Source organism: Streptomyces boninensis (genome assembly GCF_048572725.1).
In the GTDB taxonomy this organism is placed as follows: Bacteria; Actinomycetota; Actinomycetes; order Streptomycetales; family Streptomycetaceae; genus Streptomyces; species Streptomyces boninensis.
In genome coordinates this window covers 7,595,658-7,621,109 of record NZ_CP183837.1, presented here as the reverse complement: position 1 = coordinate 7,621,109, position 25,452 = coordinate 7,595,658, and the positions used below count along the sequence as shown (strand labels likewise).

The window sequence follows — 25,452 nt, the reverse complement described above, 5'->3', positions numbered from 1 at the left end:
ATCGTACGATGCGTGCCATATAGGGGGCCGGGGTGGGACCTTGGGGGGTTCAATGCGCCATGCCTGGAAATGGGTGTTCGGTGTCATTTTCGCCGGGATGGTGGCAGCTGCCGCCTTCGGCGCGTACAACATCTTCAGCGCGATCGGCGGCGGCGGAAAGCCGGAGGGATCGGAATCCGCCCCGCGGGCGAGCGGGCCGCTGACCGGCGCCGAAGTGCGGAAGACCGCCGGGGATTTCCTGCGGCACTGGTCCGCCGGGGAGCTGTCCGCCGCCGCGGAGCTGACCGAAGAGGAGGGTGCCGCGGGCACCGCGCTGACCTCGTATCGCGATGACGCGCACGTCAAAAAGGTCGCCTTCAAGGTCGGGCGGATCGACGGCGATACCGTCCGCTTCGGCGTCAAGGCCAAGGTCTCCGTCGAGGGGCACGCCAAGGACTGGGCGTACGACAACAGCCTCCGCATCACCCGCGGCAGCAGCACCGGGAGGCCGCTGGTGCAGTGGCGTAACAACGTCCTCTATCCGGGGCTGAAGGACGGCGAGGTGCTCAAGGCCGGGCGGGCCGCCGATCCGCAGGTGCGGGCCGTGGACCGGCACGGGAAGGTGATCTCCGCCGCGGACAGCCCCTCGCTGCGGGTCGTGCTCGACCAGCTCCGCCAGCGATTCGGCGACCGCATCAAGGGCACCCCGGGTCTCGAACTCTGGGCGGAGCGGCAGACCGCGGACGAGTCCGGCGGCAACCGGTCGCTGCTGACCATCACCAAGGGCGTGCCGGGCAAGCTGCCCACGACCCTCGACGCGGGGGTGCAGCGGGCCGCGGAGCGGGCCGTCGCCGGCAAGGCGGAGGCGTCCGTCGTGGCGCTTCAGGCGCGTACGGGCCAAGTGCTGGCCGTGGCGAACGGCAGCGGGCACCGGGACTTCAACGCCGCCTTCAACGGGCGCACCGCGCCCGGCTCCACCTTCAAGATCGTGACCGCGGCGGCGCTGCTGGAGCGGGGCGTCAGCCCGTCGACGAAGGTCGACTGCCCCAAGACCCTGGTGTACAACCAGGGGAAGGAGTACCGCAACTTCGAGCACGGCCAGATCCCCGGCGCGAGCTTCGCCACCGACTTCGCGAACTCCTGCAACACCGCCTTCGTCTCGCTCGCGGGCAAGCTCTCCGAGAGCACCCTGTCCGACACCGCGGCCCGCTACTTCGGCCTCGGGAAGGAGTGGCAGACGGGCGTGGTGTCCTTCGACGGGAAGGTCCCCGTCACCGGGGGCGACGGGCTCACCTCCGCGATGATCGGGCAGGGCGAGGTGCAGATGAACCCGCTCAACCTCGCCTCCGTCGCCGCCACCGTCAGCTCCGGCAGCTTCCACCAGCCGGTCGTCGTGCCGCGGTCCCTCGACGACCGCACCATCGCGACCGCGACGCCGCTGCCCGGGTCCGTACGGGATCAGCTGCGCTCGATGATGCGGCTGACGTCCACCAGCGGCACCGCCAGGGTCGTCGGCCTCGGACCGGCCGCCGGGGCCAAGACCGGGTCCGCGGAGGTGGACGGGCACGAGCGGCCCGACGGGTGGTTCACGGCGTATCGAGGTGAGGTCGCGGCGGCGGCCGTGGTGCCGGGCGGCGGGGCCGGGGGCAGCTCGGCGGGGCCGCTGGTAAGAGCCGTGCTCACGGCTTCGTAAAGACCTACAGTGACCGGATGCGTGAATCCGCTACCGAACTCGCAGAGCTCCAGTCCCTCCTCGACGCCTCTCTCTCCCGCTCCACCACCCACCTCCGCTCGATCATCAACACCGAGCGCACGCTGACCGCCGAGCAGCTCACCGGCGTCCTCACCGGGATGTGCACGCTCGCGCTCTCCACCGTGACCGCGAAGGGCGAGCCGCGGATCAGCGGTGCCGACGGGCACTTCCTGCACGGGAAGTGGCTGTTCGGCACGGCCCGTACCGCCGCCAAGGCCCGCCACCTGGCCGCCCGCCCGGCCGCCAGCGTGGCGCACATGCGCGGAGAGGACCTGGGGGTCTTCACGCACGGTCAGGCCGAGATCCTCAACCCGGCGGCGGGCGAGGGCGAGCCCGCCGCCGACTGGCCGGACGTGCTGGCGTACTTCAAGGACTTCTACGGCGAGGACGCCTTCGACTGGGACAACGAGGTGGTCTTCTACCGGCTGCACCCGCACTGGATGACCGTCTACGCACCCGACCACGGCAAGCTGGGCCTCCAGTGACCGACCGGCTCGGCGGCCTGCTCCGCACCCTGAAGGTCTGGGACCGCGAGCTGCCCGCCTTCGACCCGGAGGCGGCGCCGGCCGAGCCGCTGGAGCTGTTCTGCGACTGGTTCACGGCGGCCGTCGCCGCCGGGGAGGTCGAGCCGCACACCATGACGCTCGCCACCGCCGATGCCGCCGGCGATCCGGACGCGCGGACCGTCATGCTGCACGGGGCGGACGAGCGCGGCTGGCAGTTCGCGACCAACCGCGCCAGCGCCAAGGGGCGCCAGCTCGCCGCCCGCCCGCGCGCCGCACTGCACTTCTACTGGCCCGCCGTCGCCCGCCAGGTGCGGCTGCGCGGCACGGTGACGGCGGCCGGGCCCGAGGAGAGAGCGGCGGACCTGGCGCGGCGCTCGCCCGGCGCGCTGGCGGCGGCGCTGGTGGGACGGCAGAGCGAGGTGCTGGATGCGTACGGGACGCTGCAGCGGGCCGCGGACGCGGCGTGGGAGCGGGTGCAGCGGGAACCGGACGCCACCGTGCCCGGGCACACGCTGTATCTGCTGGCGCCGGACCGGGCGGAGTTCTTCCAGGGGGACGCGCGGCGGCGGCACGTACGCGTCAACTACCGGCGCGAGGAGGGCGGCTGGGTGCGCGAGCTGCTCTGGCCCTAGCTCTTCCGGCAGATGTACTCGCCGTGCACGGGCGACGTGAAGTCCTTCGAGATGACCTCGAGCCCGGCCCGTTCGAAGAGCCCCTCCAGGATCCAGGAGTACGTCGAGAACTCCTCCCGTATGTGTGTCTCGAAGGTCTGCCGCGTGAAGCCCTCGCCCTCGGCGCGGGCGGCCGTGTCCACCCACCAGTCGAGGTTCTCCGTGGCCTGGTCGGGCGGGAAGGTGAAGATCACGTCCCACAGGTAGAAGGTGCCGCCGGGGCGGAGGAAGGAGGCGGCGTTGAGCAGCGCCTGCTGCTTCCAGAAGTCGGGGAGCTGGTGCAGGGCCGCCTTCGTCGTGACGACGTCGGCCGGGTCGCCCTCGTGCACGTAGTCGAGGAAGCCGGCGTGGTGCCAGCGCACCCGCGTCCCCTCGCGCTCGGCGCGCTTGCGCGCGTACGCGAGCATCTCCTCGCCCACGTCCACGCCGTGCGCCTCGGCGCCCCGCAGCGCCGCCTGCACCGGGAACGAGCCGGTGCCGCACGCGAGGTCCACCAGCCGGGTCCCGTGCGTCACCCCCAGACGGTCGAGGAGCGCGTCGTCGCGGGCGGCGTCGGTGCCCTGGTTGCGGTCGTACGCGGCCACCGCCTCGGGGCTGGCGAGGTCGACGCCGACGGGCGCGTACTCCGCGAAGAGCCAAGCGGGTCTGGCAGGTTTCGGCATCTTGCAGTTGTACGTTCAACAGGACGCGCCCGCAAGCGATTTCACGCGGCCCGGGAAACCGCTCTCAGCGGCCGGTCAGCCGATACCGCGCGTGTCCGAAGCCGATCTGGTCCCCGGGGTGCACGGGCGCGGTGCCGGTGATGCGGCGGCCGTTGACGAAGGTGCCGTTGGTCGAGCGGAGGTCGCGCAGCAGCCACAGGCCGGTGGTGGTGGACGACAGCTCGGCGTGGCTGCGCGAGACGGTCTCCTCCATGATCCGCAGCCCATTGACCGGGTCGCGGCCGATGCGCAGCGGATACGAGCCGGGGACCGGCAGCATCAGGCTGGGCAGCCGCTCGTTCTGCCAGGCGGTCCGCACCCGCACGCCGAAGGCCGAAACCTTCGCCACCGAGCCGATGACGGCCCGGCTGAACCGGCCCTCCTTCGGCAGGTCGGCCGTCAGCGCCTCCAGCTGCCACTCCGCCTTTGCGGCAAAGGCCAGCTCCATCCGGCGCAGAAAGGTGTCCTGGGACAGCCTCCCCTGCGCCGCGCCTTCGCGCAGCATCGCGAGCACGCGGTCGCGCTCGGCGTCGGAGATCCGCACCGGGGCGACGGCCGACGTCGGGAACTCGAAGGAAGCGGTCACGTCAACGATTGTCGGCGGTGGTGACAATTCGTGTCCAGTACGTGCCGTGACCAGTGCGTAACAACCGCGGTCGAGCTGCTTATATGCGGGGGTGACGCTTTTCGAGGTGTGGGCGCCCGCGGCGGGGCGCGTCGAGGTCGTGGTCGAGGGGCGGAGCCATCCGATGGCGCCCGGCGACGGGGGCTGGTGGCGCGCGGAGGCGGCGGGCGGGGACGGGACGCGGTACGCCTTCCGGCTCGACGGCGGGGCGGCGCTGCCCGATCCGCGGTCGCGGCGGCAGCCGGACGGGCCCGACGGGGCGAGTGCGGTGGCGGAGCACGGGCGGTTCGCGTGGCGACATGCCTGGGAGGGGCGGGGGCTGCCGGGGGCGGTGCTGTACGAGCTGCACATCGGGACGTTCACCGCGGAAGGGACTTTTGACGCGGCGGCGGAGCGGCTCGGGCATCTGGCGCGGCTCGGGATCACGCATGTGGAGCTGATGCCGGTATGCCCGTTTCCCGGGCGGCACGGGTGGGGTTACGACGGGGTGGCACCGTGGGCGGTGCACGAGCCGTACGGCGGACCGGAGGGACTGAAGCGCTTTGTCGACAGCGCGCACGGGCACGGGCTCGGGGTCGTACTCGACGTGGTGCACAACCACCTCGGCCCGTCCGGGAATCATCTCCCGGCGTACGGCCCGTACTTCACGGACGCGCACCAGACCCCCTGGGGCGCCGCGGTCAACCTCGACGGCCCCGGATCCGACGAGGTCCGCGCGTACTTCCTCGGCAGCGTGCTCGCCTGGCTGCGCGACTACCGCATCGACGGGCTGCGCCTGGACGCCGTGCACGAGCTGCGCGACGATCGCGCGCTGCACTTCCTGGAGGAGCTGTCGGCGCTGGTGGACCTCGAGGGCCACGGCGTGGGCCGCCCGTACTTCCTCATCGCCGAGTCCGACCGCAACGACCCGCGCGTCATCACCCCGCGCAAGGCCGGCTGGGGCGTGCACGCGCAGTGGAACGACGACTTCCACCACGCCCTGCACACCTTCCTGACCGGCGAATCCCACGGCTACTACGCCGACTTCGCCGCCGACCCGCGGGCGGCCCTGACGAAGACGCTCGGCGGCGGCTTCTTCCACGACGGCACGTACTCCACCTTCCGCGGCCGCCGCCACGGCCGCCCGCTGCCGCCCGAGACGCCGCGGCACCGCCTCGTCACGTACGCCCAGACCCACGACCAGATCGGCAACCGCGCCACGGGCGACCGCCTCGCCGCCTCCCTCACCGCCGGGCAGCTCGCGGGCGCGGCGGCGCTCGTGCTGCTCAGCCCGGCCACGCCGATGCTCTTCATGGGCGAGGAGTGGGGGGCGCGGACGCCGTGGCAGTACTTCACCGACCATACGGATCCGGAGCTGGCGCGGGCCGTACGGGAAGGGCGGCGGCGGGAGTTCGCCGAGCACGGCTGGGACGCGGCCGAGGTGCCCGACCCGCAGGACCCGGCCACCCGCGACCGCTCCTGCCTGGACTGGACGGAGCCGGAGCGGCAGCCGCATCAGGCGCTGCTGGAGTTCTACCGGGAGCTGATCGAACTGCGGCGCTCCGACCCGGCGTTCACCTCGGCGGAGCTGCGGATCTGCGGCGAGGGGCGCTGCGTGCAGCTGCACCGCGGCCCGTACGTCGTCGCCGTGAACCTCGGCGACGAGCCCGCCCCGCTGCACCCCGGCTGCGACACCCTCCTCGCCTCCTGGGGCGACGCCTCCCTCGGACGTGATCTGCCCCCGGAGTCGGTGGCGGTGCTGCGGTAGCTTGGCCTCCCATGGAGCAGCTACGGGGGGATGATCCAACGCACGTCGGCGGCTACCGGCTGCGGGCCCGGCTCGGGGCCGGCGGCATGGGGGCGGTGGTCGCCAACCCGCCCGCCGCACCCTGCAAGAACGCGAGCCTGCGGACGGCCCTGCGCTACGGCTGCACCGCCGTCTTCGCCAAGCTCGCCGACGACCTCGGCGAGAAGAAGCTGGGCGCGGCGGCGGAGCGGCTGGGGTTCAACGACAAGAAGCTGGACGTACCCGTACGCGCCGCCGAGAGCGTCTTCCCCACCTCCGCGGGACGGCCGATGAACGCCCTCAACGGCATCGGCATGGGCAAGGTCCGCACCACCCCGCTGCAGCTCGCCATGGTGCTGGGCGCCATCGCCAACGACGGCCTGCTGCCCCGCCCGCACCTCGTCTCGCGCGTGACGGACCCGGACGGCAAGGTCCTCTTCCGCCCGCCGGACCAGGCCCCGCGGAAGGCGCTGAACCCGCTCGTCGCCAAGGAGTTGCGCGACGCCCTGGTCACCGCGGTCGAGCAGGGTACCGGCAAGCCCGCCGCGGTCCGCGACGTCGAGGTCGCCGGCAAGGGCGGCGGCGCCCAGCAGGTCGGCGAGGGGCACGAGCGGCAGCTCAACTGGTTCGCCGCCTGCGCCGACGGCGGCGACCGCAAGGTGGCCGTCGCGGTGGTACGGGAGGAGCGCAAGCCCGACTCCGGCGACCTCAGCAGCGCAAGCGAGTCGGCGGCCACTGCCCGGGCCATCATCGAGGCGGCGGTGGGCCCCAAGGACTGATTGAACTGTGGACAGCACGGGCACCGGACAGCAGCCTTGAGCCCGTGGACTCTCCTCTGACGAACGTCCTGCTGCCCGTCGTCATCGCCGTCATCATGCTCGGCCTCGGTCTCGGCCTCACCATCGCCGACTTCCGGCGGATCGCGCGCTACCCGCGGGCGGTGACCGTGGCGCTGGTCTGTCAGCTGGTGCTGCTGCCCGCGGCCGCATTCGGGCTGGTGAAAGCCTTCGACATGCCGGCCGCGCTCGCCGTGGGCGTGATGCTGCTCGCCGCCTCCCCCGGCGGCTCGATGGCGAATATCTTCAGCCATCTCTTCGGCGGCGATGTCGCGCTCAATGTCACGCTCACCGCCATTAATTCGGTGCTGGCCGTCTTCACCCTCCCCCTCGTCGTCAATCTGTCCCTCGCCCACTTCATGACCGGCGAGGACGCCATCGGTCTGCGGTTCGACAAGACGGTGCAGGTGTTCCTGGTGGTGCTGGTGCCGGTCGCGATCGGGATGCTGGTGCGCAAGCGGTATCCCGCCTTCGCCGACCGGGCGCACGAGCGCGTGAAGATCCTGTCGCTCGCCGTCCTGATCGCGATCATCATCGCGGCGGTGACGATGGAGCGGAACAACGTCGCCGGCTACCTCGCCGACGCCGGCATCGTCGTCACCCTCTTCGGCGCGCTCTCCCTCGCCACCGGATACTTCGCGACCCGGCTGGCGCGCGCCGACCACCGGCAGTCGGTGGCCTGCTGCTTCGAGATCGGGATGCACAACACCACCCTCGCCATGGCCATCGCGCTGAGCCCGTCACTTCTGGACTCGACCAAGATGGCCGTCCCTTCCGCCGTCTACGCCACGGTCATGACGGGGATGGCGGCCGCCACCGGCGTGCTGCTGCGGCGGATGGGACGGCGTTACGAGGCCGAGGCCCCGGCCCTCATTCCGAAGCCAGCGACCGAGGCCCCAGCTCCGACAGCGAGCGGTGACCCGTCAGCCCCAGCGTGAGGTCCACGTCGGCGAGCAGCGACCGCAGCACGTGCCGGACGCCGTCCGCCCCGCCGAGCGCGAGCCCGTAGGCGTACGGGCGGCCGCACAGCACCGCCTTGGCGCCCAGGGCGAGGGCCTTGAGCACGTCGGCGCCGGTGCGTACGCCGGAGTCGAAGAGGAGGTCCGTACGGTCGCCGACGGCCGCGGCGATCGCGGGCAGCGCGTCGAGGGCCGCGACGGCGCCGTCGACCTGCCGGCCGCCGTGGTTGGAGACGACGATGCCGTCCATGCCGGCGTCGACGGCGCGGCGGGCGTCGTCCGGGTGCTGGATGCCCTTGAGGACGATGGGGCCGTCCCAGTGCGCGCGCAGGAAGGGCAGCCGGTCCCAGGACTTGTCGGTGCCGGTGAACGTCGGCGCCCACTGCAGCACCGCCGAGGTGAGGTCCTCCTCCGGCGGCTTGGCGAGGCGGGCGCGGAAGGCCGGGTCGGAGAACGGGATGGCGGTGCCGACGCCGCGGATGAAGGGCAGGTAGGAGGCGTCGAGGTCGTGCGGGCGCCAGGCCAGCATCCACGTGTCGAGGGTGACGACGAGGGTGGTGAAGCCCGCCTGCTTCGCGCGGTCGAGGATGCTGGCGCAGACGTCGTCGTCGTTGGGCCAGTACAGCTGGAACCAGCGCTGGCCCCCCGCGCCATTCGCCTCGGCGACCTCCTCGATGGTGTGCGAGGAGGCGGTGGAGAGGATCATCGGGAGGCCGACGTCCGCCGCCGCGCGGGCGGTGGCGAGCTCGCCGTCCTCGTGCAGGATCGACTGCACGCCGACCGGGGCGAGGAGCACGGGCGCGGCGAGCTCCGTGCCGAGGACGGTCGTGGTGAGGTCGCGCTCGGTGGCGTCGGCGAGCATCCGCGGGACGAGGCGGTGCCGGTCGAAGGCGGCGCGGTTGGCGCGGGCAGTGGCGCCGGAGCCGGCGGCCCCGGCGACGTACCAGAACGGGCCGTCTTCCAGCGCCTCGCGGGCGGCCGCCTCCAGGGCGGTGGGGTCGGTCGTGAAGGGCGGCAGCTGGTCGGCGAGCCCGTTCAGATATATCTCGGTCTGGTAGTCGCCGAAGCCCATGGCCGGCCTCCTCCGTCGTGGTTACCGGAGAGTTTCACAGCCCTGCCAGGTCCGCCAAGAGCCGGGCCTCGCCCATGACGCCCGCACCGCCGTCGCGGTCCCCGTGCTCGGCGGCCCACAGCGCGGTCTCCACGCGCCGCGCCACCGCCCAGGCGAGCAGCCGGCCCCGGTCCTCGCCGAGGATGTCGGCGACCAGCGCGAAACGGTCGGCGACGACGGGCGCCGGGTCGTCGTATTCATACGGGTCGTCGACCTGCTCGATCAGCGGGTACAGGTCGTAACCCGGGTCGCCCGCCATCGGCTTGGCGTCGATGGCGAGCCAGGGGCGGCGTTCGGCGGCGAGGATGTTGCCGGGGTTGAAGTCGCCGTGCACGACGACCTCGCGGGCGGCCGAGCCCGGCAGCTCGCGGAGCAGGCGGGCGCCGAGCGAGACGAGGTACGGGTCGTAACCGGGCCGCAGCCGCGCCATCCGCTCCTCGACCTGGTCCGCCCACTCCGCGCAGACGTCGGCGACCCGCTCCAGGCCGTGACCGGCGGGCAGCTCGGCGCTCCACAGCTCCTTCAGCAACCCGGCCCCGATCCGCAGCCGCTCCTCGGCCGGCAGCTGCTCGGCGGAGACGAGCTCCGTGCCGGGCTCGCAGCGCTCGATCAGCAGCGCGGTGTGCTCGGCGTCGTGCCGCAGCAGGCGCACGGCCCCGCGCCCGTCCCAGATCCGCAGCCCTTCCGCCTCGCCCGCGGCCTCGCGGTGCGGGCAGGTCACCTTGAAGACGGCGTGGGTGCCATCGGCCGTACGGGCGGGGGCCACCCAGGAGCAACTGCCGCCGTGAAAGGGCGGTTCGAGCTCCAGCTCCCATTCGTCGCGGAACTTCGCCACCAGCGCGGGCAGCTCCGCGAGCCAGGCGCGCCCGGAGGCGTGGATCCGCATCTGCTTGAAGACGGGGAGGTCGGAGGGGAAGTAGAGATCGCCGTTCACCTGGGCACCGTATAGGCCCGCGGGCGGGGGCTCACAGCACCGGCGCCGCGGGCCCGTCGGGACGCTCGTACCGCCCGCTCACGACCTGCTGCGCGATCTCGGTCACGTCCGCCTCCGGCAGCATCCGGAAGCCGTCGGCGTCGACCACGGCGACGAGGGGATAGAGGCGGCGGGTGGCGTCGGGCCCGCCGGTGGCGGTGTCCTCCTCGGCCGCGTCGTAGAGCGCCTGCACGGCGGCCGTGGCGGCTTCGCGCTCGGCCATCCCTTCCCGCCACAGCTTCTTCAGCGACCCGAGCGCGAAGACGGAGCCGGAGCCGGTGCCCGCGAAGTGCCGTTCCTCGCTGCGGCCGCCGGTCACGTCGTACGAGAAGATCCGGCCGCGGGCGGTGGGCGCGTCGTAGCCGACGTAGAGGGGGACGACGGCGAGGCCCTGGGTGGCGAGTTCGAGGTTGCCGCGGATCAGGGTGCCGAGGCGGTTGGCCTTGCCGACCAGGGACAGGGCCGTCGACTCGATCTTCTCGAAGTGGGCCAGCTCCATGCGGAAGAGCGCGACCATCTCCTCGGCGATGCCGGTCGAGCCGGCGATGCCGACGGCGGAGTGGTCGTCGGCCTGGAGGACCTTCTCGTAGTCGCGGTTGGCGATGAGGTTCCCCGCGGTGACGCGGCGGTCGGCGGCGATGAGGACGCCGTCGGCGTACGCGGCGGCGACGACGGTGGTCGCGTGCGGGAGGGTCTCCCCGAAGTCGGGGTGCGCGGCCGCCGGGAGCCGGCGATTCGCGGGCAGGAAGCCGGGCGCCTGCGCCTGCAGGAACTCGACAAAGGAGGACGAGCCCGGGGTGAGGAAGGCGTCCGGGAGACGGCCCTGGAACTCGGGGCGGTCCGGTATCTCGGCGGCGTCCATGGTCGCGGGCTCCTTCCGCAGGGGCGGCTTGCCCTCCCGACCCTACCCGCGCGGGCGGGGCCTCCAACGCCCTGGCTAGGATCCGGCAATGACCGACAGACCGCCGATCGTCCTGGTCCACGGGACGCGGCTGAGCAGCGCGCAGTGGAGTCCGCAGGTGGCCGCGCTCCGGGAGGAGTTCACGGTCGAGGCGGTGGACCTGCCGGGGCATGGGGCGCGGGCCGGGGAGTCCTGGGATCTGGGGCGGGCCGCGCGGGTGGTGGCCGACGCGGTGGATGCGCTCGGCCGGCCGGCCGTGGTCGTCGGCCATTCGCTGGGCGGCTATGTGGCGCTGGAGTTCGCCCGCCGGTACGGATCCGGGCGGCTGCGCGGACTGGTGCTCGCAGGTGCGAGCGCGCCGACGCGCGGCGCGTGGACGGGGCCGTACCGCCTGGTCGCGAGGCTGGTCGCGCGGATCCCGCCGGACCGCCTGACCCGCTTCAACGACCGCCTCTTCCGCCGCCTCTACCCGCCGGAGGTGATCGACCCGACCATCGCCGCCGGCTACGCCTTCGCGGCCCTGCCCGCCGCCTGGGGCGAGGTCCTCGGCCGCTACGACGCGTCGGTGATGCGCGAGGTCGCGGCGGCGGCGCCGGATGCCCCGGTGCTGATCCTCAACGGCGAGAAGGACCGCCTCTTCCGGCAGGGCGAGCGTGCCTTCGCGCGGGCGCACGGGCGGGCGCGGATCGAGCTGATTCCGCGGGCGGGGCACCTGGCGAACTACGACGCGCCGGAGGCATTCACGGATGCGGTGCGGCGCTTTGCGCGGGAGAGCAGTGGTCGCTGAGCCGTGTGCGGGGCTCGCTCACCTACGATCAACGGCGTGCCTCATCGCCACGCCCCCGTCCCCGCTGTCCCGGACGACGACGCCCGTACGCTCACCGCCCTGGGGCTCGGCGGCAGCCCGCTGCAGGCGCCGCTGACTTACCCCGGGGCGCTGCCCGCGGAGTCCGGGCTGCTGGTGGGGGATCGCTTTCTGCGGCTGGTGCCGGAGGCGGGGGTGCCGGTTGGTGCGTGGCTGGTTGAGGACGGGGGGTGCGAGGCGCTCGATGTCGTGCTGGGGCGGCTCGGACTGCCGCCGTGCGGCGAGCGGACGCCCGTGCTTGCGGTCGGGTCGAACGGGGCGCCCGGGCAGCTGCGGCGGAAGTTCCGGCGGCTGCCTGAGCGGGGGGTGGTGCCGCTGACGCGGGTGCGAGTGCGCGGGGTCGCGGCCGGGGTGTCGGCGCATGTGGGGCGGGCCGGTTACGTACCCGCGACGCCGGTGCCCGCGGGGGCGGGGCGGACGGCTTGGCTGGCGGTGTCGTGGCTGGACGACGCGCAATTGCCGGTGATGGATGCGACGGAGCTCGCGTACGAGCGGCTGGCGCTGGCCGGGAGCGCGGTCGAGCTGCCTTCCGGCGAGGCCGTACCGGAGTGCGAGGCGTATGTCAGCCGGCACGGGTGGCTGGCGATGGACGACTCCCGCACCGCGCCGCCGCGCCCGCTGCTCCCTCAACCTGAGCTGCTTGCGGCCCTGTTGGCGGAGTCGGCTGGGCTGCGGGCGCTGTTCGGGGACACGCCGGAGGAGTTCGCGGCGCGGGCGGCGGCCGATGAGGAGGTACGGGAGCGGGCGCGGAAGGTGTTCGCGGCGGAGGGGTGGGTGCGGGCCCGGCGCTGAAGTTCAGCCCAGGGTGCTCTCGTTCTCCGACGTCTGCGCGCTGCTGCTCGCCATGTCGAGCAGCACCAGCGCATCGTGGTCGGGGCTGCCGGGCGTGGCCTGGTAGACGATCAGGCGCTGGCCGTCCGTACGGGCCAGGGTCATCTGCTCGTAATTGAGGCTCATCGCGCCGACCTCGGGGTGGCGGAAGCGCTTGGTGCCGCTGGAGCGGGCGCAGACCTCGTAGCGCTCCCAGAGGCGGGCGAATTCCTTGCTTTTCACGGCCAGTTCACCGACCAGCTGGGTCAGCTCCGGCGCGTCCGGGTCGGCGCCCGCCAGCGCGCGCAAGTGGGCGACGCTGCCCGGGAGCAGCTCCGCCCAGTCGGCGAACACCTCGCGGGCGGCCGGGTGCAGGAACAGGTAGCGGGTCATGTTCCGGCGGGACGCCGGCCAGTCCGCCAGGCCGTGGTAGAGGCGCAGCCCCGCGGGGTTGGCGGCGAGGAGGTCGTTGGTGCGGGTGACCACGTAGGCCGGGCTCGGGCGCAGCGTCTCGAGCAGCTGGCGGATGCCGGGGCGGACGCTGCGCGAGGGCTCCTTGCGCTGCCGCTCGGCACGCGGGCCGCGGGAGCCGGCCTCGGCGAGGGTGCGGAGGTGGTCGTACGCGTCGTCGCTGAGCTGCAGCACGTCGGCGAGGGCGTCGACGACGGCGGGGCTGGGATTGGTTTCCCTGCCGCGCTCGAGGCGGGTGTAGTAGTCGATGCTGACGCCGGCGAGCGTGGCCAGCTCCTCGCGGCGCAGGCCGGGGGTGCGGCGCCGGCCGGTGCCCGGCGGCAGGCCGACGTCCTCGGGCTGCACCGCGGCGCGCTTGGCGCGCAGATAGCGGCCCAGCTCGCTGCCCTGGCTGGTCTGGCCGCCCTGGCCCGGCTGCCCTTGATCGTTCATATGGCCAGTGTCGCAGCCACGGGCTCCGTACCGGATGCCGTGGGGGGCCCTGCCACACCCCCGCACGCGGCTCCCCGCCACAGGCCGGTCTGTCAGTGGCGGGTCGTAGCGTCGAATCTCGGATGCACACCTTGCACAACCCGAACCACTCAGGAGTGCACAACCGATGACCACTCTGTTCAAGCCCTCCGCCGCGGCCCGCGCCGCGACGATGCCGCCGGCGGCCCGGGGCAGTGTTCACAACGAAGGATCCCGTGCGGTGCTCGGCGCCGCCCTGCTCGGCTTCTTCCTCATCGCGCTGGACGCGATGATCGTCACCGTCGCGCTGCCCGACATCGGCCGCAGCCTGGGCGGCGGCATGTCGGGGCTGCAGTGGGTCGTGGATGGTTACACGCTGATCTTCGCCGCCCTGATGCTCTCCGCCGGTGCGCTGTCGGACCGGATAGGGGCGAGGCGGGCCTTCGGCGGCGGTCTGGTGCTCTTCGCGCTGGCGTCGGCGGCCTGCGGTTTCGCGCCCGGGCTCGGGGTGCTGGTCGCGGCGCGGCTGGTGCAGGGGGCCGCGGCGGCGGTGATGCCGGCGTCGCTCGCGCTGATCCGGCAGGGCTTCCCCGACCAGGCGAAGCGGGCGCGGGCGATCGCCATCTGGACGGCGGGCGGCGCCGTCGCCGCGGCTGCCGGGCCGGTGGCCGGCGGGCTGCTCACCGCCTCCGTGGGCTGGCGCTGGATCTTCTTCGTCAACCTCCCGGCGGGGCTGCTGGCGCTCGCACTCCTCGCCCGCGTGCCGGCGTCGCCGCGGCTGCCCGCGCGCCTCGACGCGGTGGGGCAGGTGACGGCGGTGGTCGCCATGGCCGCGCTGACGTACGGGGTGATCGAGGGCGGCGCCGAGGGCTTCGGCCGGCCGCTGACGCTGATATCCCTGGTGGTGGCCGTGGCGGCGGGCGCCCTCTTCCTGCGGGCGCAGGCCAGGGGCACGCATCCGATGATGCCGCTGGAGCTCTTCCGGTCGCGGGTGGTGTCCGTATCGCTGGTCGTCGGCTTCATGCTCAATGCCGCCTTCTACGGCGGGGTGTTCACCTTCAGCCTGTACTTCCAGCAGGAGCGCGGGCTGTCCGCGCTGCACACCGGCCTGATGTTCATCCCGATGACGGCGCTGATCGCGGTGGTGAACCTGACCTCGGCGCGGCTGGCCGGGCGGTTCGGCCCGCGGGTGCCCATGGTGGCGGGTCAGCTGCTCGCGACCGCGGGGCTCGCGGCGGTCGCGACGGTCGGCGCGCACACCGGCGTGTGGGTGGTCGCGGCGCTGATGGTGCCGGTCGGCCTCGGCGGCGCGCTGACGGTGCCCGCACTGACCGCGATGCTGCTCGACACGGTGCCCGCGGACCGGGCGGGCACGGCGGCCGCCGTGCTCAACACCGCCCGGCAGACCGGCGGCGCGATGGCGGTGGCGGTGTTCGGGGCGCTGCTTGCCGGGCAGGGCACGTTCATGGCCGGGATGCGCTGGAGCATGCTGCTGGCGGCGGCCGGGCTCGTACTGACGGCGGCGGCGACGCTGACGCTGGCCCGTAACGGCGGCCGGTCCGCCGTGGCCGGGTGACGGGCCGGCCCTCAGCGGCTGAGGGCCCGCTTGAGCTGTGCCTTGTTCATGGACGAGCGGCCGTGGACGTTACGGCGGCGGGCCTCCGCGTACAGCTGGTCGTACGTCGGGCCCTCGCTCCCGGAGTGCGAGCGCATGCCGCCGCGCTTGCCGGAGGACATGTCGCGGGTGGAGCTTCTGCTCGCCGTACGGGACTCGCCGGAGCGCGCGCGGGCCTTGTTCACGGTGCGGGCCGCGATCTCCGCCGCCCGGCCGGTGCTCGCGCCGCGCTTCTTGGCGCTCTTCTTGATGTGCTCGTACTGCCGCTCGCGCTTGGGGCTGGATCCTGTGGGCATCGCTGGCTCCTCGGTCGGTTCTCCCCACTGTCCGGTGGGTGCCGGGTACCCGCAAAGCGGCGCCCGCCACCCGGGTACGCGCCCCGGCCACACGCCCGCCTCAGGGCAGCGTGAGGATGCGCGGCCCGTCCTCCGTGACGGCCACCGTGTGCTCGATGTGCGCGGCCCGGCTCCCGTCCGCGGTCCGCAGGGTCCACCCGTCCGGGTCGCAGTAGTACGCATTGGACCCGCCGGCATGCAGCATCGGCTCGATCGCGATGGCCAGCCCCGGGCGGAGCGGAAAGCCGCGCCCCGGCCGCCCGCGGTTGGGGACCGGCGGGTCCTCGTGCATCCGCCGCCCGATCCCGTGCCCGCCGAAGTCGGCCGGCATCCCGCAGCGGGCGGCATCCGCGACCTGCTGGATGGCATGGCCGACGTCGCCGAGCCGGTTGCCCACCGTGACCGCGGCGATGCCGGCGTCCAGCGCCCGCTGGGTGGCGGCGATCAGTTCGGTGTCCTCGGGCCGCGCGGTGCCGACGGTGAAGCTGATCGCGGCGTCGCCCGTCCAGCCGTCCAGCGTCGCCCCGCAGTCGATGGAGACCAGGTCGCCGTCGCGCAGCCGGTAGCCGTCGGGGATGCCATGCACGATGGCGTCATTGACGGAGGCGCAGATCACGGCGGGAAACGGGCTGTCCGCGAAGGCCGGCGTATAGCCGAGGAACGGCGATCCGGCCCCCGCCTTGTCCAGCACCTCCCGCGCCACCGCATCCAGATCAAGCAGGCTCACCCCGACCCCGGCCGCATCCCGTACGGCCTCGAGCGCCTGCCCGACGACCTGCCCGGCCGCCCGCATCCCTTCGATCCCGGCGGCAGACTTCAACTCGACCATGGCAATGACCCCTCCACGCTGTACCAATTTCTATACCGGTATTAGTATCACGTGCATGGTACGGACTCCGCTGACCCCGGAAGAGCGCGAGCGCGGCGAGCAGCTCGGCACGCTGCTGCGCGAGGCGCGCGGCGCACGCAGCATGGTCGAGATCGCCGCGGGCGCGGGGATCTCGGTCGAGACGCTGCGGAAGATCGAGTCGGGCCGGATCGCGACCCCCGCGTTCTTCACGGTGGCCGCGCTGGCGACGGAGCTCGGCATCGGGCTCGACGGGCTGGTGACGGCCGTACGCGAGGCGCCGGCCGGGGCCGCGGAAACAGCTGCTTAGCGCCCCAGGCCGCTCTGGCCGTACGGCCGAGGCGCTCTGGCCGGTCGGCGGATCCGTCGGCACCCGTGCGCGACATAGCGTCGGATGTCATGAAGCACGCACTGCCGGCCGTCGCCCTGTTCTTCCTCGCCCCCGTGGTCGGGGAGATGCTGCTCGGGGCCACCTCCGTCGAGTCGCTCGGTCTGCTGCCGGTGCTGGCGCTGCTGTACGGCGGCGGGGCGCTGCTGATCCGCGAGGTGGTCCGGCGCACCGGGCGCGGCTGGGGCGCGATCCTGCTGCTGGGCGCGGCGTACGCGCTGCTGGAGGAGGGGCTGCTGGACCAGATGCTCTTCAACGAGCACTACTCCGGCAACTACGACATGGTCAGCGTGACCTATGTGCCCTTCCTCGGCACCGGCCTGTACGGCTTGCTCTCGGTGCTGGCCGTGCACGCCCTGTGGAGCATCGCCGTGCCCATCGCGCTCATGGAGGCCCTGGTTCCGGACCGCGCCCACCAGCCGTGGCTGGGCCGCAAGGGCCTCGCGGTGACCGTGGCGCTCTTCCTCCTCGGGATCGTGGTCGTCGGCTGGGGCACGTACGACGAGACCCACTTCATGGCGCCGTGGCAGCGGCTGGCCGGCACCGCCGCGGTGGTGGTCCTGCTGGTCGTGGCGGCGTTCGCAAGCCGCCAGAGCTCCCGGCAGCCCGGGTCCGCCCGCAGCGCTCCGCACCCCCTGCTCGCCGGCGCCGCCGCGCTCGCTCTGACCAGCGGCTTCTGGCTGGTCCTGGTGCCGAGCTGGTGGGGCGCGGCGGCCGCGCTGGCGATCGCCGCGGCGGGTGCCGCGATCATCGCGGCGTGGTCGCGGGCGCGCGGCTGGGGCCTGCCGCACGTGTTCGCTCTCGCGGCCGGGGCCACGCTGACGTACATCTGGGTCGGCTTCGACCAGACCCCGGACGCGGGCTCCACCGGCACAGCCAACACCCTCGGCCACGTGGCGCTCGCCGTCGCCTTCGCGGCGCTGCTGTGGGTCGCGGCCCGGCGGGTGCGCGCACGGGGAGGGCGTACACCGGTGGCCGTACGCCTCATTCCCGATACCGACTAGGTCCCGCCGATCGCCAGCATGGCGGTCATGAGCGATACGAGCGAACTGGCCGCCGAACCGGCCCCCGACCGCGCCCCGCAGAGCCGCCGCGCCCGTACGCCGCCCGCGTGGGCGGTCGTGCTGGCCGCCTGTGCGGGGCAGTTCCTGGTCGTGCTCGACATATCCGTCATGAATGTCGCGGCCCCCGCCATCAGCGCCGACCTCGGCATGGCCGAGAGCCAGCTGCAGTGGGTGGTGAACTCGTACGCCATCACCTTCGCCGGGCTGATGATGCTCGGCGGCCGGGCGGCGGATCTCTTCGGGCGCAAGCGGGTCTTCCTCGCGGGCCTCGCGCTGTTCACCGCCGCCAGCCTGGCCGGCGGGCTCGCCGAGGGCCCTGGGATGCTGATCGCCGCCCGCGCCGTGCAGGGAGTCGGCGCCGCGGTGCTGTCGCCGGCCACGCTGACGCTGCTCACCACCGCGTTCCCCGAGGGGCAGGCCCGCACCCGGGCGATCGGCACCTGGACGGCCGTGGGCGCCGGCGGCGGCGCCGCGGGCGGCCTGGTCGGCGGCCTGCTCACCGAGCAGCTGTCGTGGCGCTGGGTGCTGCTGATCAACGTGCCCATCGGCGCGCTGGTCCTGGCCGTCGCCGCGCTGTGGCTGGCCGAGGGCCGCTCCGGCTCCGGGCGGCGCCTCGACCTGCTCGGCTCGGCCCTGGTCACCGGCGGCGTCGCCGCGCTCGCGTACGGGATCGTGCAGACGGAGGAGCACGGCTGGACCTCGGCCGCCGCGCTGCTGCCGCTGCTCGGCGGCGCGGCGCTGCTCGCCGCCTTCGTGGCCGCCGAGGCGCGGGTCCGCGAACCGCTGGTGCCGCCGGCCCTGTTCCGCATCAGGTCCGTCGCCGCCGCCAACGCCATCCTGCTGGTCTGCGGCCCGGCGCTCATGGCGACCTGGTACTTCCTCTCCCTCTACATGCAGAACGTGCTGCACTACTCCCCCGTGCAGGCGGGCCTCTCCTTCCTCCCGCACACCGTCGCCGTCATCGCCGGCTCGAAGGCCGCCCCGATGCTGATGGCCCGCTTCGGCCCGCGCACGGTCGCGGCGGCGGGCGCCGTCATCGCCTCGGGCGCACTGCTGTGGCAGGCCACCATCACCGCCGACGGCACCTTCCTGTCGGTGATCCTCGGTCCCGGCGCGCTCACCATGCTCGGCGCGGGCCTGCTGATGACGCCGGTCGCGGAGGCGGCCGTCTCGGGCGTCGCGGCCGCCGACCAGGGCCTGGTCTCGGGGGCGTTGAACACCTCGCGGCAGCTGGGCGGCACCCTGGGCCTCACGGTGCTCGCGACGGCGGCGGCCTCCCGTACCGGAAGCGACACCGGCGCCGAGGCGCTGACCTCCGGATACGCGCTCACCTTCCTGCTGTGCGCGGCCTTCACGGCGGCCGGGGCCGCGATGGTGGCCCTGCTGCCGAGGGCGGCCGGGGCGCGCGGTACAACGGCGGCATGAAGATTCGCACCGGCGGCCCCGCCGACGTCCCCGCCACGCTTGTTCTGCTGGATGCCGCGGTCGCGTGGCTCGTCGCGAACGGCCGCCCAGGGCAGTGGGGTACGGAGCCGTACTCCTCGCTGCCGCACGGGCCCGGACGGGTCGAGCGGTACGCCACCGAGCATCTGATGCGGGTCGCGGAGACCGACGACGGGCGGGTGGCGGGGGTGTGTGTGCTCGGCACCGGTCCAGGGGACGGGGTGCCGGCGACGGACGAGCCCGAGGTGTTCGTGCGGCTGCTGGTCACCGACCGTGCCCTGAAGGGCAGCGGCATCGGCGCCGCGCTCATCGCCGATGCCCGGGAGGAGGCGCGGCGGCGTGGGGTGGGGCTGCTGCGTGTCGACTGTTACGCCGGGGATGATCAGGCGCTGGTGGCGCAGTACGAGCGGCTGGGGTTCACCCGGGCGGAGGAGTTCGCCGTCGAGCGCGAAGGCAAGCCCACCTGGCCGGGGCAGGTGCTCGAGCTGCGGGTGTGAGGCGCCCGGGCGGCGGACTCCGGCTGCGGGGTCGGGCGTGCGGCACCAGCATGGGTTCCGTACGCCCGCATCCCATGCGAACGGGAGACCCCGCATGCCCGAGCCCACCCCCGCCGAGGACACCTGGCAGCCGCCCTCCTTCACCGTCGTCGAGACCGGCCTCGAAGTGACCGGCTACGCGCTCAGCGACCGCGGCGAGCACCCCGCGGCCCCGCCCGAAGCACTCTCCGCGGCGCTGCCCGACGCCGCCTGACCGCCCGGTCCGCCGCGATGCTGGTGCACGTGCTCGGCACCGCCGCCGGGGGCGGCGTGCCGCAGTGGAACTGCGCGTGCCCCGACTGCGCGGGCGCCCGCGTCCACGCGCTGCGGCGCCGCCGCCACGACGCGCTCGCGCTGCAGGCGGCCCCGGGCCGCTACTACCTCGTGGGCGCGGGCCCCGACCTGGCCGAACAGCTCGCGAGCTGCCCGGACCTGCACCCGGGCCCGGGCCCGCGCGAGACACCGATCGCGGGCGTGATCCTCACCGACGCCGAACTCGACCACACCCTCGGCCTCGCCGTCCTGCGCGAGGCGCGGGAGGTGGAGCTGCTGGCGACGCGCCCGGTGCTCGACGCGGTGCTGAACCGGCTCCACCTCGGCGACATCCTCTTCCCGTACACCCGCCTCACCACCCGCGAACTCGGCCCCGCCCCACAGCCCCTCGCCCCCGGCTCGCCGGTCGAGATCAGCGCGATCGGCGTCTCCGGCAAACGCCCCCGCTACGCCGCCGACGCCCGGCACGCCGGCAACTGGGTCAGCGCCCTCGACGCCGTCGACCGCACCACCGGCCACCGCCTCCTGTACGCCCCCGCCCTCGGCCTCTGGCCGGAGTGGCTGGACGGGGCCGCCGCGGCGGCGGACTGCGTGCTCCTGGACGGCACCTTCTGGGACGACGAGGAGCCGGTACGGGCCGGCTTCACGGACCGCACCGCGACCGCGATGGGCCACCTGCCGATCACCGGGCCCGGCGGCACGGCGGAGCGGCTGAGCGCTCTCGACGTACCCCGCCGCCTCTACACCCACCTCAACAACACGAACCCCCTCACCGCTCCGACCGCCACCGAGCACCAACTGCTCGACGCGCACGGGCTCGAGGTGGCCCACGACGGGATGGTGCTCCAGCTGTGACCACGACCGCGACGACGACCTTGGAGGAGCGGCTGCGTGCGGTGGCGCGGGAGCGCTATCACGACCGGCATCCGTTCAACGTGCGAATGCACGAGGGCGCTCTCAGCCCCGCCGAACTGCGGCGGTGGATCCTCAATCGCTTCCACTACCAGCGCCACATCCCGGTCAAGGACGCGCACATCACGGCAAAGCTGCCGACGCCCGCGCTGCGGCGCGCCTGGCTGCGGCGGATCCAGGACCACGACGGGGCGGCGGATGGTGAGGGTGGCATCGAGCGGTGGCTGCGGCTCGGGGAGGCGGCGGGGCTGTCGCGGGAGTTGCTGCTGAGTGGTGAGGGGGTGCTGCCGGGGGTGCGGCTCGCGGTGGACGGCTACGTCAACTTCTGCCGGCTGCGCGGCCCGCTGGAGGCGGTGGCGGCCTCGCTGACGGAGCTGTCGGCGCCGGGCATCATGACGACCCGTATCGCCGCTTTCGAGCGGCATTACGGGTGGATCGAGCGGGAGGGGCTGGAGTACTTCCGCACCCGGGTCGGGCAGGGCAGCCGGGACAGCGCGGAGGCGCTCGCGCTGGTGCTGGAGTGGGCGCGCACGCAGGAGGAGCAGGAGGCGGCGGTGGCGGCGCTCGCGTTCAAGTGCGATGTGCTGTGGTCGCTGCTGGACGCGGTCGACTGCGCGTCGGGCGATGCGAGGGTTGCCTTGTGAGCAGCGGTGAGAGCTGGCGCCCCCGTCTTCCCTCCGGCGCGCTCCTCCGCGCCGATCCCGTACGCCGCGAAGACCTGATGCTGCTCCCCGAGCGCGTCGTACGCCTCGGCGGCTCCGCCGGTGACGTGCTGCGCCGCTGCGACGGCCACCGCACCGACGCGGAAATTGCGGCCGAGCTGGCCGTCCGCCACCCGGACGCGGCCGCCGACGTACGGGACTTCCTCACCCGCCTCCGCCTCGCAGGCCTGCTCCGATGACCGCCCCCGCGACCCCCTGGGCGCTCCTCGCCGAGCTCACCCACGCCTGCCCGCTGCACTGCGCGTACTGCTCCAACCCCGTGGAGCTGACCCGCCGTTCACAGGAGCTGGACACGCACACCTGGCAGGACGTCCTCCGCCAAGCAGCCGCCCTTGGCGTCGTGCAGACCCACCTCTCCGGCGGCGAGCCCCTCCTCCGCCGCGACCTCGAACAGATCGTGTCGGCTGCCGACACCGCCGGCATCTACACCCAGCTCGTCACCAGCGGCACCCGCCTCACCGCCGAGCGCCTCGCCACCCTCACCGACGCCGGCCTCCGCAGCGTCCAGCTCTCCGTACAACACGCCACCCCACCCGCCAACGACACCATCGCGGGCCGCCGCGGCGCCTTCGCCGAGAAGACCCGCGCCGCGCACCTCATCCGCGACGCGGGCCTCCCCCTCGGCGTCAATGTCGTCCTCCACCGCGGCAATCTCGACGCCGTAGCCGACCTGATCCGCCTGGCCGCGGCCTGGGGCGCGGACCGTATCGAGCTGGCGAACGCCCAGTACTACGGCTGGGCCCTGCGCAACCGCCGCGCCCTGCTACCGACCCGCGACCAGCTCGCCCGCGCCCAGGCCGCGATCGAGCCGCTCCGCGCCGAGCTGGAAGGCCGCACCGACATCGTCTGGGTCCTCCCCGACTACTTCACCGGCGAGGCCAAGCCCTGCATGGGCGGCTGGGGCGCGGTCTCCCTCACCGTCACCCCCGACGGCACCGCACTCCCCTGCCCGGCCGCCGCCTCGCTCCCCGGCCTGGACCCGTCCAACGTCCGCGACCACGACCTCCGCTGGATCTGGGAGCACTCCCCGGCCTTCACCCGATATCGCGGTACGGACTGGCTGCCGGACCCGTGCCGCTCATGCGACCTGCGGGAACTGGACTTTGGCGGCTGCCGCTGCCAGGCGCATGCCCTGACCGGCGACGCATCCCGTACGGACCCGGCCTGCCGCCGCTCCCCCGACCACCACCTGATCGAGTCGATGACCGCCGCCGACGCCACTCCGGCGCCAGCGACCGCTACGGCGCCACCGGCACCCCCACCGCCGGCAGATCCTCCCGCGCATGCAGCGCCCGCAGCGCCTCCGCTATCGCGGGGCCCGCGTCCGCACCCCTCCGGGTGACCGTGAGAAAGCGCCGCGTCGGCACCGGCGTGCCCGAAACCGGAATCCGGTCCATGTCGCGCTGCGGCGGCAGTTGGGCGAGCCGCGGCACGAGGGCGACCCCGAGTCCGTACGCCACCAGCGTGGTCACCGCGCTCCAGTCGCAGGACTCGTGCGTGACGTTGGGGCTGAAGCCGGCCGCGCTGCAGGCCGCCAGCACGTGCTGGCGGGAGGAGCTGCCGGGTACGCCGATGATCCACCGCTCCCCCGCGGCCGAGGCCAGGTCCACGTCGGCGACGCCGGCCAGCTTGTGGTCGGCCGGCACCAGCAGGTCGAACGGGTCGTCCAGCAGCGGCCGCTGGTCGAAGCGCTGGTCGCCGAAGGCGGGCCCGTCCGGCAGCGCCTCGACCACGGCGATGTCCGTCTCGTCGTCGAAGAGCAGGTCGAAGGCGTCCTTCGGCTCGGCCTCGCGCAGCCGGATGTCGAGCCGCGGATAGCGGGCCGACAACTCCCCGGCGACAGGCGCGAGCAGCCGGCACATCGCGGTGGGAAAGCCTGTGAGGCGCAGCACACCGGCGGGCTCGCCGTCGGTGGCCAGCAGGTCCGCCTGCGCCTTCTGCCACTGGGCCTCGATGGCATCCGCGTGCGTGAGCAGGCCGCGCGCCGCGCCGGTCAGCCGCACCCGGCGGCCGACGGGCTCCAGCAGCACCACGCCGAGGTCCCGGCCGAGCTGTTTGACCTGCTGCGATGCGGCGGAGGGGGTGAGCCGCAGGGATTCGGCGGCAGCGGTGACCGTGCCGTAGTAGGCGATGGCCCGCAGGACACGCAGGCGGCGCAGGTCAATCATGTAGCCCCTCCTTCACAATACGGTCAATAGATCCAACCTGGACCTGTATGGCTGTGATTCCCCATCCTGAGGGGGTAGCCGTTGAAACGGAATCGCGAAAGAGAGAGCTGGAGAGCCGATAGATGGGCCACTGCCCGTACTGCGGCTGGGCGGACGCCCAGCCCTTCACGACACTGTCGCGGCACTGCACCCACGACGGGCTGACGGTGTGGACGCAATGCGCCTGCGGTTCCGTGCAGGTCCGTCAGGTCAATGAGGCCGGCGTGCGCATCGTCGTACGGGGCCGCCCCGCGGAGACCGTGCCCTGCGCGTAGCCCGCCCAGGCTGACTTAGGTTAGCCTAACCAAATGTCGATCGATGCCGCTCTCTCCCGCCGCCGCCTGCTGGCCGCGGGAGGAGCCATGGGCCTGACCGCACTCCTCGCCGCCTGCGGCAACAACGACGGCGAGGACGATGCCGGCGACGACAAGGGCGGCGGCAAAAGCGGGCGCTTCACCTTCAAGGACGACCGCGGCAAGACGGTCGCCCTCGACCAGCACCCCGACACCGTCGTCGCCTATGTCAGCACCGCCGCCGCGCTGCACGACTACGGCATCCAGTGCAAAGCGATCTTCGGCCCCAGCAAGCCGGTGGCCGGCAAGCCCAACCCGCAGGCGGGCGACCTCGATCTGGACAAGGTCACCAGCCTCGGCGAGGAATGGGGCCAGTTCAACGTCGAGAAGTACGCGTCACTCGAACCGGACGTGCTGATCAGCAACATGTTCCCGCCGCCGAAGCTGTGGAGCGTCCCGGACGACAGCTCGAAGAAGATCTACGCCCTCGCCCCCAGCATCGGCATCAAGGGCTCGAACACCACCCTCCTCGACCCGCTGCGCCGCTACGAGGAGCTGGCCACGGCGCTCGGCGCCGACCTGAAGGCCAAAAAGGTCACCGACGCCAAGGCCCGCTTCAAGCGCGCGGAGCAGCGGCTGCGCGCTGCCGCGAAGGCGGCCAAGGGGCGGGGCGGGGTCCGGGTGCTGGCGCTCACCGGCGATGACGACAACATGTATGTGGCGGTGCCCGATGCGTACTGCGATCTGCACTACTTCCGCGACCTGGGGGTCGACGTCGTACGCGGCAAGAAGTCCGACAAGTGGGGCTTCTGGGAGTTCCTGAGCTGGGAGAACGCCGACAAGTACGACGCCGACCTGATCCTGCTCGACAACCGCACCCAGTCACTGCCGCTGGCCGACCTGAAGAAGAAGCCGACGTTCGCGCGGCTGCCCGCGGTCGAGGCCGGCCGGATCACCCCGTGGGCCATGGAGGAGCGGTACAGCTACGCGGGCTTCGCGCCCGTGCTGGAGCGGCTGGCCGACGCGATTCAGGAGGCCGGCTCGCCCGGGTAGGTGCCGAAGGACCACTTGTTGCCCTCCGGGTCCTCGATGCTGAATTCGCGGCTGCCGTACGGCTGGTCCTCGATCTCGCGGATGACCTTGGCGCCGGCGCCCTTCACGCGGTCGTACAGGGCGTCGACCTGGGCGGTGACCACGTAGGCACCCGCGGTGCCGGGCGGGGTCGCCCAGTCCGAGTCCGGCTTGTGCGAGCCGAGCATGATGCCGCCGCCCTCCGGCCAGTCGAGCTGGGCGTGGGCGACCTGGCCGCCGTCCTCGTAGACGGCGGTGCGCCGGAAGCCGACGGTGTCGACGAGGAAGTCGATCAGGGCGGCGGCGTCGTTCGCCTGGAGGGTGTGCCAGACGCTGGGCTTTCTGGTCTGCTTCTCGTTGCTGTTCATGA

At 73.3% G+C, this 25,452-nt stretch carries 30 protein-coding genes; 20 read left to right on the top strand and 10 right to left on the bottom strand.

The genetic code is table 11. The features are described 5' to 3' along the window. Positions 1-97 precede the first annotated feature (97 nt). Genes ACNNMR_RS34730 through ACNNMR_RS34720 form a run of 3 tightly spaced genes read left to right on the top strand, consistent with a single transcriptional unit; the run spans position 98 to position 2,870 of the window. Complete coding sequence (locus ACNNMR_RS34730) at positions 98-1,672, top strand: penicillin-binding transpeptidase domain-containing protein (protein ID WP_419998663.1); 1,575 nt, start codon at positions 98-100, stop codon at positions 1,670-1,672. A 17-nt stretch (positions 1,673-1,689) separates the two neighbouring features. Next, a complete protein-coding gene (locus ACNNMR_RS34725) occupies positions 1,690-2,217 on the top strand; it encodes a pyridoxamine 5'-phosphate oxidase family protein (protein ID WP_419998662.1) in 528 nt (175 codons plus the stop codon). Next, positions 2,214-2,870: a pyridoxine/pyridoxamine 5'-phosphate oxidase gene (locus ACNNMR_RS34720; RefSeq protein ID WP_419998661.1), complete on the top strand. Its 657-nt coding sequence runs from the start codon at positions 2,214-2,216 to the stop codon at positions 2,868-2,870. Before ACNNMR_RS34725 ends, ACNNMR_RS34720 begins: the two co-directional genes overlap by 4 nt. Here ACNNMR_RS34720 and ACNNMR_RS34715 read toward each other — a convergent pair. Together ACNNMR_RS34715 and ACNNMR_RS34710 are read right to left on the bottom strand one after the other, a co-directional pair. Further along, positions 2,867-3,571, bottom strand: a complete 705-nt coding sequence (locus ACNNMR_RS34715) for a class I SAM-dependent methyltransferase (protein ID WP_419998660.1) — start codon at positions 3,569-3,571, stop codon at positions 2,867-2,869. The two genes, ACNNMR_RS34720 and ACNNMR_RS34715, sit on opposite strands and share 4 nt — an antisense overlap. Positions 3,572-3,635: 64 nt before the next feature. Continuing rightward, entirely contained in the window at positions 3,636-4,196 is a 561-nt protein-coding gene (locus ACNNMR_RS34710) for an FHA domain-containing protein (RefSeq protein ID WP_419998659.1), read from the bottom strand. 91 nt (positions 4,197-4,287) lie between these two features. Here ACNNMR_RS34710 and treZ point away from each other — a divergent pair, with 91 nt between their 5' ends. Genes treZ through ACNNMR_RS34695 form a run of 3 tightly spaced genes read left to right on the top strand, consistent with a single transcriptional unit; the run spans position 4,288 to position 7,774 of the window. Then, positions 4,288-5,982 carry a malto-oligosyltrehalose trehalohydrolase gene (treZ, locus tag ACNNMR_RS34705; protein WP_419998658.1) on the top strand — a complete coding sequence of 565 codons (1,695 nt, stop codon included), beginning with the start codon at positions 4,288-4,290 and terminating at the stop codon, positions 5,980-5,982. 11 nt (positions 5,983-5,993) lie between these two features. Continuing rightward, positions 5,994-6,779 carry a penicillin-binding transpeptidase domain-containing protein gene (locus ACNNMR_RS34700; protein ID WP_419998657.1) on the top strand — a complete coding sequence of 262 codons (786 nt, stop codon included), beginning with the start codon at positions 5,994-5,996 and terminating at the stop codon, positions 6,777-6,779. A gap of 44 nt (positions 6,780-6,823) precedes the next feature. After that, complete coding sequence (locus ACNNMR_RS34695) at positions 6,824-7,774, top strand: bile acid:sodium symporter family protein (RefSeq protein ID WP_419998656.1); 951 nt, start codon at positions 6,824-6,826, stop codon at positions 7,772-7,774. Here the strand turns inward: ACNNMR_RS34695 and ACNNMR_RS34690 are convergent. Genes ACNNMR_RS34690 through prcB form a run of 3 tightly spaced genes read right to left on the bottom strand, consistent with a single transcriptional unit; the run spans position 7,707 to position 10,741 of the window. Next, positions 7,707-8,867 carry a lactate 2-monooxygenase gene (locus ACNNMR_RS34690; RefSeq protein WP_419998655.1) on the bottom strand — a complete coding sequence of 387 codons (1,161 nt, stop codon included), beginning with the start codon at positions 8,865-8,867 and terminating at the stop codon, positions 7,707-7,709. The genes ACNNMR_RS34695 and ACNNMR_RS34690 overlap by 68 nt on opposite strands. A 34-nt stretch (positions 8,868-8,901) precedes the next feature. Then, a complete protein-coding gene (locus tag ACNNMR_RS34685; RefSeq protein WP_419998654.1) occupies positions 8,902-9,840 on the bottom strand; it encodes an aminoglycoside phosphotransferase family protein in 939 nt (312 codons plus the stop codon). 31 nt (positions 9,841-9,871) lie between these two features. Further along, positions 9,872-10,741, bottom strand: a complete 870-nt coding sequence (prcB, locus tag ACNNMR_RS34680) for a proteasome subunit beta (RefSeq protein WP_419998653.1) — start codon at positions 10,739-10,741, stop codon at positions 9,872-9,874. 88 nt (positions 10,742-10,829) lie between these two features. Here prcB and ACNNMR_RS34675 point away from each other — a divergent pair, with 88 nt between their 5' ends. Further along, entirely contained in the window at positions 10,830-11,567 is a 738-nt protein-coding gene (locus tag ACNNMR_RS34675; RefSeq protein WP_419998652.1) for an alpha/beta fold hydrolase, read from the top strand. A gap of 36 nt (positions 11,568-11,603) precedes the next feature. Then, a complete protein-coding gene (locus ACNNMR_RS34670; protein WP_419998651.1) occupies positions 11,604-12,437 on the top strand; it encodes a hypothetical protein in 834 nt (277 codons plus the stop codon). Between the two features lie 3 nt (positions 12,438-12,440). On the opposite strand, the gene ACNNMR_RS34665 is transcribed toward ACNNMR_RS34670, so the two are convergent. After that, complete coding sequence (locus ACNNMR_RS34665; RefSeq protein WP_419998650.1) at positions 12,441-13,358, bottom strand: helix-turn-helix transcriptional regulator; 918 nt, start codon at positions 13,356-13,358, stop codon at positions 12,441-12,443. Between the two features lie 166 nt (positions 13,359-13,524). On the opposite strand from ACNNMR_RS34665, the gene ACNNMR_RS34660 reads away from it, so the two are divergent. Then, positions 13,525-14,952, top strand: coding sequence for an MFS transporter (locus ACNNMR_RS34660; RefSeq protein ID WP_419998649.1), 1,428 nt, complete (start codon positions 13,525-13,527; stop codon positions 14,950-14,952). A gap of 11 nt (positions 14,953-14,963) precedes the next feature. Here the strand turns inward: ACNNMR_RS34660 and ACNNMR_RS34655 are convergent, their stop codons facing one another. Both ACNNMR_RS34655 and map read right to left on the bottom strand, forming a co-directional pair. Continuing rightward, positions 14,964-15,287 carry a plasmid stabilization protein gene (locus ACNNMR_RS34655; RefSeq protein ID WP_419998648.1) on the bottom strand — a complete coding sequence of 108 codons (324 nt, stop codon included), beginning with the start codon at positions 15,285-15,287 and terminating at the stop codon, positions 14,964-14,966. A gap of 100 nt (positions 15,288-15,387) precedes the next feature. After that, entirely contained in the window at positions 15,388-16,155 is a 768-nt protein-coding gene (map, locus tag ACNNMR_RS34650) for a type I methionyl aminopeptidase (protein WP_419998647.1), read from the bottom strand. A 55-nt stretch (positions 16,156-16,210) separates the two neighbouring features. On the opposite strand from map, the gene ACNNMR_RS34645 reads away from it, so the two are divergent. The 9 genes from ACNNMR_RS34645 (at position 16,211) to pqqE (ending at position 22,853) form a co-directional block, all read left to right on the top strand. Further along, positions 16,211-16,483: a helix-turn-helix domain-containing protein gene (locus ACNNMR_RS34645; RefSeq protein WP_419998646.1), complete on the top strand. Its 273-nt coding sequence runs from the start codon at positions 16,211-16,213 to the stop codon at positions 16,481-16,483. Positions 16,484-16,572: 89 nt separating this feature from the next. Beyond that, complete coding sequence (locus ACNNMR_RS34640; RefSeq protein WP_419998645.1) at positions 16,573-17,565, top strand: DUF998 domain-containing protein; 993 nt, start codon at positions 16,573-16,575, stop codon at positions 17,563-17,565. Between the two features lie 27 nt (positions 17,566-17,592). Further along, complete coding sequence (locus ACNNMR_RS34635; RefSeq protein WP_419998644.1) at positions 17,593-19,050, top strand: MFS transporter; 1,458 nt, start codon at positions 17,593-17,595, stop codon at positions 19,048-19,050. Then, positions 19,047-19,565 (top strand): GNAT family N-acetyltransferase, encoded by a 519-nt coding sequence (locus tag ACNNMR_RS34630; protein WP_419998643.1) that lies wholly within the window; start codon positions 19,047-19,049, stop codon positions 19,563-19,565. Before ACNNMR_RS34635 ends, ACNNMR_RS34630 begins: the two co-directional genes overlap by 4 nt. Before the next feature lie 94 nt (positions 19,566-19,659). Beyond that, the gene (locus ACNNMR_RS34625; RefSeq protein WP_419998642.1) at positions 19,660-19,818 is read left to right on the top strand and encodes a hypothetical protein; all 159 of its coding nucleotides are present in this window, start codon (positions 19,660-19,662) and stop codon (positions 19,816-19,818) included. 17 nt (positions 19,819-19,835) lie between these two features. Continuing rightward, positions 19,836-20,732, top strand: a complete 897-nt coding sequence (gene pqqB / locus ACNNMR_RS34620) for a pyrroloquinoline quinone biosynthesis protein PqqB (protein WP_419998641.1) — start codon at positions 19,836-19,838, stop codon at positions 20,730-20,732. Next, the gene (pqqC, locus tag ACNNMR_RS34615; protein WP_419998640.1) at positions 20,729-21,433 is read left to right on the top strand and encodes a pyrroloquinoline-quinone synthase PqqC; all 705 of its coding nucleotides are present in this window, start codon (positions 20,729-20,731) and stop codon (positions 21,431-21,433) included. Before pqqB ends, pqqC begins: the two co-directional genes overlap by 4 nt. Further along, complete coding sequence (pqqD, locus tag ACNNMR_RS34610; RefSeq protein WP_419998639.1) at positions 21,430-21,690, top strand: pyrroloquinoline quinone biosynthesis peptide chaperone PqqD; 261 nt, start codon at positions 21,430-21,432, stop codon at positions 21,688-21,690. Before pqqC ends, pqqD begins: the two co-directional genes overlap by 4 nt. Continuing rightward, positions 21,687-22,853 carry a pyrroloquinoline quinone biosynthesis protein PqqE gene (pqqE, locus tag ACNNMR_RS34605; protein WP_419998638.1) on the top strand — a complete coding sequence of 389 codons (1,167 nt, stop codon included), beginning with the start codon at positions 21,687-21,689 and terminating at the stop codon, positions 22,851-22,853. Before pqqD ends, pqqE begins: the two co-directional genes overlap by 4 nt. Here pqqE and ACNNMR_RS34600 read toward each other — a convergent pair. Further along, on the bottom strand, positions 22,750-23,679 hold the full coding sequence (locus tag ACNNMR_RS34600) for a LysR family transcriptional regulator (RefSeq protein ID WP_419998637.1): 930 nt from the start codon (positions 23,677-23,679) through the stop codon (positions 22,750-22,752). The genes pqqE and ACNNMR_RS34600 overlap by 104 nt on opposite strands. 122 nt (positions 23,680-23,801) lie before the next feature. Between ACNNMR_RS34600 and ACNNMR_RS34595 the strand changes: the two genes are divergently transcribed. Both ACNNMR_RS34595 and ACNNMR_RS34590 read left to right on the top strand, forming a co-directional pair. Beyond that, a complete protein-coding gene (locus ACNNMR_RS34595; RefSeq protein ID WP_419998636.1) occupies positions 23,802-23,993 on the top strand; it encodes a hypothetical protein in 192 nt (63 codons plus the stop codon). Between the two features lie 33 nt (positions 23,994-24,026). Beyond that, positions 24,027-25,064, top strand: coding sequence for an ABC transporter substrate-binding protein (locus ACNNMR_RS34590; RefSeq protein WP_419998635.1), 1,038 nt, complete (start codon positions 24,027-24,029; stop codon positions 25,062-25,064). Here the strand turns inward: ACNNMR_RS34590 and ACNNMR_RS34585 are convergent. Further along, positions 25,040-25,450, bottom strand: coding sequence for a VOC family protein (locus ACNNMR_RS34585; protein WP_419998634.1), 411 nt, complete (start codon positions 25,448-25,450; stop codon positions 25,040-25,042). The genes ACNNMR_RS34590 and ACNNMR_RS34585 overlap by 25 nt on opposite strands. Between the last annotated feature and the right edge of the window lie 2 nt (positions 25,451-25,452).